This window comes from Neisseria sp. CCUG17229, assembly GCF_047839235.1.
Taxonomy (GTDB): Bacteria; Pseudomonadota; Gammaproteobacteria; order Burkholderiales; family Neisseriaceae; genus Neisseria; species Neisseria brasiliensis.
The window spans coordinates 554,048-565,799 of sequence record NZ_CP181247.1 but is presented as its reverse complement, the minus strand read 5'-3'; the positions used below and the strand labels follow the sequence as shown (position 1 = coordinate 565,799).

Below are 11,752 nucleotides of genomic sequence, written 5' to 3'. Positions count from 1 at the left end.
TGACAGGAATACAGACAACATGACACAAGAAACCGCTTTGGGCGCCGCACTCAAAACCGCCGTCCAAACCATGAGCAAAAAGAAACAAACCGACATGATTGCCGATCATATTTACAGCAAATACGACGTATTCAAGCGCTTCAAACCGCTGGCTGTCGGTATCGACCAAGACTTAGTTGCCGCCCTGCCGCAATACGACGCCAGTCTGATTGCCCGCGTATTGGCAAACCACTGCCGCCGCCCGCGTTATCTGAAAGCATTGGCTCGCGGCGGTAAACGCTTTGATTTGAACAACCGTTTTAAAGGCGAAGTGAGCCGGGAAGAACAAGCTATTGCGCAACAACACCCTGCCGTGCAACAAGCCATGGCCACGCAAGCAGAACGCCAAGCAGCCAAAGCTGCTGAACAGGCTGAAGCACCTGCTGCTGAAGTGGCTGCCGCCGAAACTGCACCCACTACTGAAACGCAAACTGAAGCATAATCACGTGTTTTCGATATATCAAAAAGGCCGTCTGAAAATTTTCGATTTCAGACGGCCTTTTTATGGTTTACGCAGATTGAAACCTTTGCAAAACATCAAGAACCACCCATAAAAACTCTAAAGGCCGTCATTCTCGCGCAGGCGGGAATCCATCGCAATATCTAAGAAACCTATTTTATTCAAAAGCTTGCTACGTTAAAAAATGGATTCCCGCCTGAGCGGGAATGACGTCGGTTTTGGGGCTAGCTTTTGAAAGAGTTTTGCAAAGGTCTCAGATTGTGCCACTCTTTTTATTACTCTCTGACAAACCGAAACCCTTGTTCATCCACGCTTAATACCGAAGCATAATCCGCTTTCCAATCGCCCAACACAATGCGAGTAAAATCCTCATTTACATGAATATTTTCCCGATGCGTATGACCATGAATCAACAGCGGCACACCATATTGCTTGACGATTTGCGCCGTAAATTCAGGATTCACGTCCATGATTTCAGCCGATTTTTGCTGTTTATCCTGCCTGCTGGCGTGGCGGATTTTATGGGCGATTTTCAAGCGTACCGATAACGGCAGCATTAAAAACAGCTTCTGCCGCCATTTTTGATGCACTTTTTTGCGAAACTGCTGATAGCGCACATCATCGATACACAAAGTATCACCATGACACAGCAAAGCTTGCTGGCCGAATAAATCCACCACCTGATAATCGGGCAGCAGCTTCATGCCGCATGCGCGCGCAAAACGTTCACCAATCATAAAATCACGGTTGCCATGCTGAAAATAACAGGCCACACCCCCATCGCTTACCTTGCGAATGGCTTGCTGCACCGAATCAATTAGGAGCGACGTTTCATCATCGCCGACCCAAAAATCAAACAAATCACCCAAAATATACACCGCCTGCGCCTGCGGTGCTTTTTTCTGCATAAAACGCAGAAACAGCGCCGTCAGCTCGGGGCGTGATTCGCTCAAATGTAAGTCAGCAATAAAATAAATCGGCATAGAATGGTTCATTAAATCAATTTCAGCCATTATAAATTTTCAGACGGCCTGTGTATATAAAGGCCGTCTGAAAGAATCACTCTTTCAGACGGCCTGTAATCAAGCGGATATTAAGCTTCTTTGTTTTCGGTCGCTTTTTGACGCAAACGCAAGCTCAATTCACGCAATTGCTTGTCGTCCACCACGTTTGGCGCGTTAGTCAGCAGACATTGCGCACGTTGGGTTTTCGGGAAGGCAATCACGTCGCGAATCGATTCGGCACCGGTCATCAAGGTCACTAAACGATCAAGACCGAAAGCCAAACCACCGTGTGGCGGCGCACCGAATTTCAGGTTATCCAGCAGGAAGCCAAATTTTTCTTGCTGCTCTTCCGGCGTAATTTTCAGCGCGGCAAACACTTTTTCTTGAACGTCGGCGCGATGAATACGGATTGAGCCGCCACCGATTTCCCAGCCGTTCAACACCATATCGTAAGCGCGTGCCAAACAGTTTTCCGGTTGGCTTTCCATCAGGTCTTCATGACCTTCTTTCGGTGCGGTAAACGGATGATGTACGGCGGTGTAGCGGTCTGCTTCGTCGTCATATTCAAACATCGGGAAGTCAACCACCCACAAAGGTTTCCATTCATCGGTGAAATAGCCGTTTTCTTTACCGTGTTCCAAACCCACTTTGATGCGCAATGCGCCGATGGCTTCGTTCACGATTTTGGCTTTGTCGGCACCGAAGAAAATGATGTCGCCGTTTTGTGCTTCGGTTTGGGCGATGATTTCTTTCAACGCGTTTTCAGACAGGAATTTCACAATCGGCGATTGCAAGCCGCTGTCTTCGCCGTTGCTCAGGTTAGTCACATCGTTTACTTTGATGTAGGCCAAGCCTTTGGCACCGTAAATGCCGACAAATTTGGTGTAATCGTCGATTTCTTTACGGCTCAATTTGGCACCGCCCGGTACGCGCAAGGCCACCACGCGACCGCCTTTCATGTCGGCTGCGCCACGGAACACTTTGAATTCTTCCGTTTTCATCAAATCGGTCAATTCAGTGAATTTCAGGCTGATGCGCAAATCCGGTTTGTCGGAGCCATAATAGAACATGGCTTCGCTAAACGGCATGCGTGGGAAATCGCCCAACTCAACGCCGATGGCGTCTTGGAATACTTTTTTCGCCATCGCTTCGGTGATGTCCATGATTTCATCCTCGTTCAAAAACGAGGTTTCCAAGTCGATTTGGGTAAATTCAGGTTGACGGTCGGCACGCAAGTCTTCATCGCGGAAACACTTGGTGATTTGGTAATAGCGGTCAAAACCGGCCACCATCAACAATTGTTTGAACAATTGCGGTGATTGCGGCAAGGCGAAAAACTCACCCGGATGCACACGGCTTGGCACCAGATAGTCGCGCGCGCCTTCAGGGGTCGAACGGGTCAACATTGGTGTTTCGATGTCGATAAAGCCTTGGTCGTCCAAGAAACGGCGCACGCCCATAGCGACTTTGTAGCGCAGTTTCAGGTTGTTTTGCATCACCGGACGGCGCAAATCAATCACACGGTTGGTCAGGCGTACGTTTTCGCTGATGTTTTCATCGTCGATTTGGAACGGTGGCGTGGCAGCAGCATTCAATACTTCGATTTCTTTGGCCAAGATTTCGATTTTGCCTGATACCATTTTGTCGTTGGTCGTGCCTTCCGGACGGTTGCGCACACGGCCGGTAATGCTCAAAACGTATTCGTTACGCGCGGAATCGGCGGTTTCAAATGCTTCTTTGGTATCCGGATCAATCACAACCTGAACAATGCCTTCACGGTCGCGCAAGTCGATAAAAATCACGCCGCCGTGGTCGCGACGACGATGCACCCAACCTTTGACGGTTACGGTTTGGTCTAAATATTGCTCGCTGATTAAGCCGCAATAGTTGGTACGCATAAAATCACCTTTTTGTGTTTGATTTAATTTGGTTTGAAATGGTTATGCCGTCTGAAAGATTCAGACGGCCTGAATTACTTAATGTTGATTAGGTTCCGATAAAGGCTTGCCCGCATCATCTACCAATACTTTTGGCACATGCTCATCAGGCATCACCATGCCCAGCGAAATCACATATTTCAGGGCTTCGTCCACGCTCATGTTGAGCTCACGGATATCGCTTTTTTTCACCATGATGTAATAGCCGCCGGTTGGGTTGGGCGTGGTCGGCACATATACTGAAACGTATTCTTCCCCTTGCGGTAGCGAGGCTTTGACCGAATCGGGAATATGGCCGGAAACAAAGGCCAGCGTCCAAATATTCGGCTGCGGAAAAGGCACGAGTACGGGCGTTTTAAACGATCGGCTGCTGTCGGACAGCAAAGATTCCGACACTTTTTTCACGCTGGAATAAATCGATTTCACCACCGGAATGCGGCCGAGTATGCCATCCCAAGCGGAAATGATGCGTTTGCCCAAAACGTTGGCACCAAAAAGGCCGGTGACAAACAACACCACAATCGCCACAATCACGCCCAAGCCGGGAATATTGAAGCCTAAGAAATGCTGTGGCTGCCAATGCGCCGGCAAGAGATTAATCAATTGGTCGGCGGCGGTGACGATGTAGGTAAGCACCCAAATGGTGACCGCAATCGGCAGCCACACCAAAACACCCGTAATCAGGTATCTTTTCAATGATTTAGCAATTTTACCGCTTTCCGCTGGTTGCTCTGCCATGTTTTCCTATCCGTCAAATACGCAATATGACCGCCCAAACGCATTATTATACGCGTTTGGGCGGTAAGAAACGAGTGTTTTTCATGGTTTGTGGCATAAACGCTCATGCTTGCATCGGCCATGCGCACAAACCTGCTGAACTGCTGTCGCCAACCGCGGTTTAAATGCCGTCCCAATCGTTAAACATCAGGCCGAAACCGATGCCGTTTTGCTTGTGGTTGTAGTCGATCAAGCTCTCGCCATAGCCGTGAAAACCGCGCACCACGCCTTTAAGTTTACCCTTAATCGGGAAGGTGTAGGCCGCTTCCACCGCACCGTGACCAGTTTTCGGATTGTAGCGCAACACAGAATAAACATTTTGCTTATCGTTTAAGCGGTATTGCACTTTCAAATCGCCATAACCCATGTAATCGGAAATATCCGGATTATCGTCTTCATCACCACTCGCATCGGTGCGCACCCACACACGTGGAATCACGGTCAATCTATCCCATTCCATACCGGCCATGGCGTAAATACGGTTCCACGAGCGCGACTCCGGTCGACTCTGCCCATTGGATTGATGGGCAAAACCGGCACCCACCATGCGCAATTTACCGCCAAACGGCAAATCAAGCTTCACTGGCTGGGTCAGGAAAATTTCCGGCTCGTAATCGGTATTGCGAAACGGAGCCGATTTACGGCCTTGGTTATACAGCTGCCAATCAGATTTTTGCGTATAGCCAAACCACAAATCCGCACGCGTTTTAAACACGTCTTCCATCAGCTTGCTTTTAAACGATACCTGCATTTTGGCTTCAAGGCGTTTTTGCTCGGTAAACTTTTCTTCCGTGGTCACACCACGCGAAGGCGATTCCGGATAGTAATTCGGACTGGAATTATACCAAGCAGGCATCAGATACATTGGGTTATGCTCGCGCACCGTCAAAATACCACGCGTATCATTGGCATCCAAATCATACATTATGCTCAAAGGCGTATAGGCTTCAGCCGCATCACGCAATGCGGATTCAGAAAGCAAATCATCGGCCTTTTCATCGAAAACAATGGTGGTTTCTTTATTTTCAATGCTGGCATTGACCGTTTGCGCCAAATCCACCGGCTGCTTGGTTTCTAAGGTATCCAAAGTTGCCACTGGTTGCGCAGGCGGCAACTGCGCCGCATAAATTTTATCGTAGCAAGCCAAACGCATGGCGTTATCGGTCATGGCGGCGCATTGCAAGGCTGCCGCGTCCAAAGCCCAAGCAGCTGGCGTAGCCAATACGCAACCTGCCCCTACCCATAAATAATGTTTCAACATCATGTTCACCGTTTATGTCAATCCGCCAAACCCGCCGGCTTTTTGCTTGGCCGGATTATCCGAATTCACCCGATATGCGTTCTTATTTTTCAGACGGCATGGATTTAATTAGGCCGTCTGAAAAATAATCACTGTCTGTAAGATGCAGCAATGCCCCTGAAATACCTTCGCGGTCAGGGGCAATCGCTTAGTGCAGGTGTCGCCACCTACAGAGTTGCCGCCTTATGCGGCTGGCTGCAAAAGATTAAGCCAAGGCTTTTACTTTAGCAGACAAACGGCTCTTGTGACGAGCAGCTTTGTTTTTGTGGAACACGCCTTTATCAGCAATGCGGTCAATCACTTTTACTGATTCGCGGTAAGTTGCTTGAGCAGCAGCTTTGTCACCAGCTTCAACAGCTTTCAACACTTTTTTGATTGCAGTGCGGAATGCGGTACGCAAGCTAGCGTTGTGGGCGCGTTGTTTAACCGACTGGCGGGCACGTTTACGGGCTTGTGCGCTGTTTGCCATATTGAATATCTCCTGAATGAAAAATAAATTCTGTAAACGCGCAATTTTAAAGACGATTGCCCCTATATGCAAGTCTTTTCTCTGCAAACTTACCGATTCGCGCCGTGTGTTCGCCCAAAAACCACACCACCCACCTGCCACTTCCCCACCTTTCCAAAGCTGGCGATAGAATTTTTTTTGCATAAATTTCCCGATATGGCTTTGATTTTGATTAAGCTTACATTACAATGGCCTTGCAGCTTGCCGGGGTGTTTTATGGGGCAAGTCTGTTGCTTTTTAATTTTAACTCTTTCATCAGGAAACCAACCCGTATGAAAAAATCCGTATTAGCCGTATTGGCCGCATTTTCACTGGCCGCGTGCGGCGGTGGCGAGAAACAAGCCGAGCAACCTCAAGCAGGCAGCGCGCCTGCTGCCAATGCTGAAGCAACCGCTACCGATACCTTAAATATCTACAACTGGTCAAACTACGTGGACGAAACCACCGTTGAAGACTTCAAAAAACAAAACAATTTGAAGCTGACCTACGATTTGTATGAAAACAACGAAACCCTCGAAGCCAAAATGCTGACTGGCAAATCAGGCTACGACCTCGTTGTACCGGGTATCGCCTTTTTGCCGCGCCAAATTGAAGCCGGTGCCTACCAAAAAGTTAATAAAGACCTGATTCCAAACTACAAAAATATCGACCCTGAGCTGTTGAAAATGCTGGAAACAGCCGACCCGGGCAACGAATACGCTGTGCCTTACTTCTCAGGCGTGAACACTTTGGCCATTACCGCCAAAGGTAAAGAGCTGCTGGGCGGCCAATTGCCTGAAAACGGCTGGGATTTATTATTCAAACCAGAATACACCAACAAACTGAAATCATGCGGCATCGCCTTGTGGGATACGCCGTCTGAAATGTTCCCGATTGTGTTGAACTACTTGGGCAAAGATCCTAAAGGTACCAGCACCGACGACATCAACGCCGCAGCCGAAGTATTGAAAGCCGTGCGTCCTGACGTTAAACGCTTCAGCCCTTCAGTAATTGACGAATTGGCACGCGGCGACGTGTGTTTGGCAGCCGGTAACGGTGGCGACCTGAACTTGGCCAAAGCCCGTTCGGAAGAAGTTAACAACAACATCGGCATCGAAGTCTTGACTCCTAAAGGCATGGGCTTCTGGATTGAATCTTGGTTGATTCCTGCCGATGCGAAAAACATCGACAATGCCCACAAATACATCAATTACACTTTGGATGCCGACATCGCAGCGAAAAACGGTATTGCCGTAACCTTCGCCCCTGCCAGCTTGCCGGCGCGTGAAAAAATGCCGAAAGAGTTGGTTGAAACCCGCTCAATCTTCCCAACTGCGGAAGACATACAAAACGGTTTCGTAATGCCGCAAATGGGTTCTGATGCGAAGAAACTGACCGTCAGCCTGTGGCAAAAAATCAAAGTGGGCACTAACTAATCTACTTTAGTTTTGTTCACTAAAAATGCCGTCTGAAAAATATTTTTCAGACGGCATTTTCTATGCTTCAACATAAGGCAGGTTCATACCTGCCCTACCTAAATCAATCCTCATACGCTTCCATCGGCGGGCAAGAACACACCAAATTGCGGTCGCCATACACATCATCCACACGGTTCACGCTTGGCCAGAATTTGTTTTCACGCACATAAGCCAGCGGGAAGACGGCTTCTTCGCGGCTGTATGGGTGCGTCCATTCTTCGGCGGTGACGTTAAACGAGGTATGCGGCGCGTTGACCAGCGGATTGTCGTCTTTCGGCCACTCACCGTTTTGCACTTTCAACACTTCCTGCTTGATGGCTTTGAGTGCGGCGATGAAGCGGTCGAGTTCAGCTTTGCTTTCCGATTCGGTCGGCTCAATCATCAGCGTACCGGCCACGGGGAAGGAGACGGTCGGTGCGTGGAAACCGTAGTCCATCAGGCGCTTGGCGATGTCTGTTTCACTGATGCCGCTTTCGGCTTTAAGCGGGCGTAAATCAACGATACATTCGTGCGCCACTCGGCCGTTTTTGCCGGTGTAGAGAATCGGATAGTCTTCGCTCAAGGCTTGGGCGACGTAATTGGCATTGAGCAACGCCCATTCGGTGGCTTGGCGCATACCTTGTTTGCCCATCATGGTGATGTACATCCATGTAATCGGTAAAATCCCTGCCGAACCATAAGGCGCGGCGGATACGGCGCTCATGCCTTCGGTTGCACCTTCAACCGGCGCAACAACATGGCTTGGGGCAAATGGTGCCAGATGGGCTTTCAAACCGATTGGCCCCATGCCCGGGCCGCCGCCGCCATGCGGAATGCAGAAGGTTTTGTGCAAGTTCATGTGCAACACGTCGGCACCTACTTCCGCCGGCTGCATAATGCCGACTTGGGCGTTCATATTGGCGCCGTCCATATACACTTGGCCGCCGTTGTCGTGAATGATGCGGCAAATGTCGCGGATGCCTTCTTCGTACACGCCGTGGGTGGATGGATAGGTAATCATCAGCGCGCCGAGATGGTCTTTGTTTTCTTCGGCTTTTTGCTGCAAATCGGCCACGTCGACGTTGCCGTTTTCATCAGTTTTCACCACGATGATTTTCATGCCCAGCATGGCGGCAGTGGCAGGGTTGGTGCCGTGCGCCGATTGTGGAATCAGGCAGACGTTGCGCTCGATGTCGCCGTTGGCTTCGTGGTAGCGGCGGATGGCCAGCAAGCCGGTGTATTCGCCTGAAGCGCCGGAATTCGGTTGCAGGCTGATGGCATCGAAACCAGTAATCGCTTCAAGCTGGGTTTGCAACCCTTGCAGCAATTCGCGGTAGCCCTCAGTTTGTTCGCTCGGCGCAAACGGATGCAGATTGGCAAATTCCGGCCAGGTAATCGGAATCATCTCGCTGGTGGCGTTGAGTTTCATGGTGCAGCTGCCAAGTGAAATCATGCTGCGGTTCATCGCCAAGTCGCGCTCTTCCAGCTTTTTCAGGTAGCGCAGCATTTCGTGTTCAGTGTGGTAGCGGTTGAACACTTCGTGTGTGAGAATTTCGTCTTGGCGCAACAGGTTTTGTTTCAGGCGGCCTGTGACTTCGCCGCTGCAATCAACGTCGGTTTTGCCGGTAAACAAAGTAACCAATACCGCCAATTCGCCCACGGTTGATTCTTCGCTAAACGCCACGGCGATTTGGCTTTCGCCTACTCGGCGCAGGTTGTAGCCTGCGTTTAAAGCGTTTTGATAAATGTCAGCGGCTTTATCGCCGCACTCAACCAAAACGGTATCAAAGAAAGTTTCATGCACCACTTTCAGGCCGTCTGAAACCAAGGCATCGGCAAACGCGGAAGCCAGCGCATGAATGCGTTGCGCGATGCGCTTCACGCCTTCGGGGCCGCGATAAACCGCATACATACCGGCCAAATTTGCCAGCAAGGCTTGCGCTGTGCAGATGTTGGACGTGGCCTTTTCGCGGCGGATGTGCTGCTCGCGGGTCGATAAAGCCATGCGCAAGGCCGGTTTGCCTGAAGCATCTTTCGATACGCCGATGATGCGGCCGGGAGCCGAGCGTTTGAATTCGTCTTTAAAAGCAAAATACGCGGCGTGTGGCCCACCGAAACCCATCGGCACGCCGAAACGCTGCGTGTTGCCCAAGGCAATGTCGGCACCCAGTTCGGCAGGCGATTTCAGCAACACCAAGCTCATCACATCAGCCGCTACCGCCACAATCGCGCCGGTTTCTTTCAGACGGCCAATCACTTGAGTCAAATCGACCACATCACCGTCTTTGCCAACATATTGCAACAAAGCGCCAAAATATTCGCCTTCAGCCGCTGCGGCAAAATCGCCCACCACCAATTCAAAATCAAAATATTTGGCGCGCGTTTTCATCACGTCCAGCGTTTGCGGATAGACGCGTTCATCGACAAAAAATCGGTTGGATTTAGATTTACCCACTCGCTTGGCCATCGCCATTGCTTCGGCAGCGGCGGTTGCTTCGTCCAACAAAGAAGCACCAGCTACTTCAAAACCGCTCAAATCGATACACACTTGCTGGAAATTCAGCAAAGCCTGCAAACGCCCTTGCGCGATTTCCGCTTGGTATGGCGTGTAGGCGGTGTACCAGCCCGGGTTTTCCAATACATTGCGCACAATCACATTCGGCAAACGGGTCGGATAATAGCCCAAGCCGATGTAGGATTTGTTGATTTTGTTTTTCGCGGCAATCGATTTGATTTTGGCCAAGGCTTCGGCTTCGGTCAGCGCCTCGGGCAAATCGAGTTCAGACGGCATACGGATCGATTGCGGCACGGTGTGATCAACAAAATCCGCCATGCTTTTTTCGCCGAGCGCCGCCAACAGCGCTTCTTGGTCGCGAAAGCTGATGTGGCGCGCGGAAAATTCGTTTTTATCAAATAATTCACTCAGTTTCATCTATTTACTCCTTTTAAACAGGCAGGCCATTAGCCCATCAATCAGCGTTCAGACGGCCTGATTATTCATAAAGGCCGTCTGAAAAAACATTCATCTTTATGCTTTTCTTTGCAGCATTTGATACACAAACAAACCGCCCACCATGCACACGCACAAGGGCATCCAATACGCTGTCGAAAAGCGCGATACTTCCAACATAAACACCAGCGCGGTCAGTACCATTTTTTGCGACAAACCCAAAAACACCGCCGCGCCGACAAACGCCGCCGCACCCAACGGCACCACTGGAAAATACACATTCCATGCCACGGCAAACAGCAAACCCAACAATCCGCCGAGCATCATCGAAGGCGTCAGCCTGCCGCCATAAGCACCGGCCAACATTGCCAAAATCACTGCCAGCCATTTCGCCGCCAGCAAACCCGTGGCGTATTCCCAGTCGATTAACGCGGCAAAGGTCAATTGGTTGCCCGCCTTGCCGTTGCCCAATATACCTGGGTAATACATCGACACCGCGCCAATCAGGCCGAAGCACGCCACCGACAACACAATCATCTTCGGGCTTTTGCGTGGTAGCTTTGGCAGCTTTAATACGCAGCGGTCAAACGCGTACACACCCAGCGCAATCAACGGCCCCGCCACCAATGCCCAGCCAACCAATGAATGTTCAAACGGAATTTGCGGCACCACATACTGCACCACATCGCCCAACACCGTACGCGTGACCATCGCCGCCGTGCCGCTGGTCATCAAAGCCGCCACCACCAACGGCGTTTCCCAGCTCAACAGCAAGGTTTCCAAAATAAAAATCGTCGCCGCAAACGGCACGTTATACACCGCCGCCAAGCCCGCACCCGACGCGCAAGCCAGCAACACGCGGCGTTCATCGGCCGATAAGCCGCGATAACCCGACCATTTTTCCGCCACGGCCACGCTCATTTCGCGCGGCGCCACTTCACGACCCAAAGGCGAGCCCATGCCCACGGTAACGATTTGCAGCAACGCATGCCAAGTGGTCGCGCGAAACGGCATCGCTTCGCCTTTTAATGCGTTTTTCACTTCCACCAAAGGTTTGCAATAGCGGTGCACCATCACCCAGCCGACACCGGCCACCAAACCGCATGCGAGCAACACCCACAAACGGCGCACCGGCGTGGCTTGTTCCACCCCTTCGCGAAACGACATATGCGCATCGAGAAAGCCATAGCCAAACGCATAATGCTGTATGGTATGCAGCAACACGGTAAACAACACGCCGATGCAGCCGGCGACCACACCGATGACCAACAAAGAAGAAAGGAAGCGTACGTTAAGTTTTAATACATTCATTGTTTTAATTCAGTTTTTTACAGATAAGCA

General features: G+C 50.5%; 9 protein-coding genes. 2 read left to right on the top strand and 7 right to left on the bottom strand.

Annotated elements, in window-relative coordinates:
• Nucleotides 1-19: 19 nt before the first annotated feature.
• The gene (locus ACM67B_RS02675) at nucleotides 20-481 is read left to right on the top strand and encodes a ProQ/FINO family protein (protein WP_416190044.1); all 462 of its coding nucleotides are present in this window, start codon (nucleotides 20-22) and stop codon (nucleotides 479-481) included.
• A gap of 293 nt (nucleotides 482-774) precedes the next feature.
• Here ACM67B_RS02675 and lpxH read toward each other — a convergent pair whose 3' ends face one another.
• The 5 genes from lpxH to rpsT all read right to left on the bottom strand — a co-directional run bounded on the left by lpxH (nucleotide 775) and on the right by rpsT (nucleotide 5,986).
• Nucleotides 775-1,482 carry a UDP-2,3-diacylglucosamine diphosphatase gene (gene lpxH / locus ACM67B_RS02670; RefSeq protein ID WP_416190043.1) on the bottom strand — a complete coding sequence of 236 codons (708 nt, stop codon included), beginning with the start codon at nucleotides 1,480-1,482 and terminating at the stop codon, nucleotides 775-777.
• A gap of 110 nt (nucleotides 1,483-1,592) precedes the next feature.
• Nucleotides 1,593-3,401 carry an aspartate--tRNA ligase gene (gene aspS, locus ACM67B_RS02665; protein ID WP_095503348.1) on the bottom strand — a complete coding sequence of 603 codons (1,809 nt, stop codon included), beginning with the start codon at nucleotides 3,399-3,401 and terminating at the stop codon, nucleotides 1,593-1,595.
• 78 nt (nucleotides 3,402-3,479) lie between these two features.
• Nucleotides 3,480-4,178, bottom strand: coding sequence for a DUF502 domain-containing protein (locus ACM67B_RS02660; RefSeq protein WP_416190042.1), 699 nt, complete (start codon nucleotides 4,176-4,178; stop codon nucleotides 3,480-3,482).
• A 160-nt stretch (nucleotides 4,179-4,338) separates the two neighbouring features.
• On the bottom strand, nucleotides 4,339-5,481 hold the full coding sequence (locus ACM67B_RS02655; RefSeq protein ID WP_416190041.1) for a phospholipase A: 1,143 nt from the start codon (nucleotides 5,479-5,481) through the stop codon (nucleotides 4,339-4,341).
• Between the two features lie 241 nt (nucleotides 5,482-5,722).
• Nucleotides 5,723-5,986 carry a 30S ribosomal protein S20 gene (rpsT, locus tag ACM67B_RS02650; protein WP_416190500.1) on the bottom strand — a complete coding sequence of 88 codons (264 nt, stop codon included), beginning with the start codon at nucleotides 5,984-5,986 and terminating at the stop codon, nucleotides 5,723-5,725.
• A 311-nt stretch (nucleotides 5,987-6,297) separates the two neighbouring features.
• Between rpsT and ACM67B_RS02645 the strand changes: the two genes are divergently transcribed.
• Complete coding sequence (locus ACM67B_RS02645) at nucleotides 6,298-7,440, top strand: extracellular solute-binding protein (protein WP_416190040.1); 1,143 nt, start codon at nucleotides 6,298-6,300, stop codon at nucleotides 7,438-7,440.
• A gap of 103 nt (nucleotides 7,441-7,543) precedes the next feature.
• Here ACM67B_RS02645 and gcvP read toward each other — a convergent pair whose 3' ends face one another.
• Both gcvP and ACM67B_RS02635 read right to left on the bottom strand, forming a co-directional pair.
• On the bottom strand, nucleotides 7,544-10,393 hold the full coding sequence (gene gcvP / locus ACM67B_RS02640) for an aminomethyl-transferring glycine dehydrogenase (RefSeq protein ID WP_416190039.1): 2,850 nt from the start codon (nucleotides 10,391-10,393) through the stop codon (nucleotides 7,544-7,546).
• A gap of 96 nt (nucleotides 10,394-10,489) precedes the next feature.
• Complete coding sequence (locus tag ACM67B_RS02635; RefSeq protein ID WP_416190038.1) at nucleotides 10,490-11,722, bottom strand: chloride channel protein; 1,233 nt, start codon at nucleotides 11,720-11,722, stop codon at nucleotides 10,490-10,492.
• Nucleotides 11,723-11,752 lie beyond the last annotated feature (30 nt).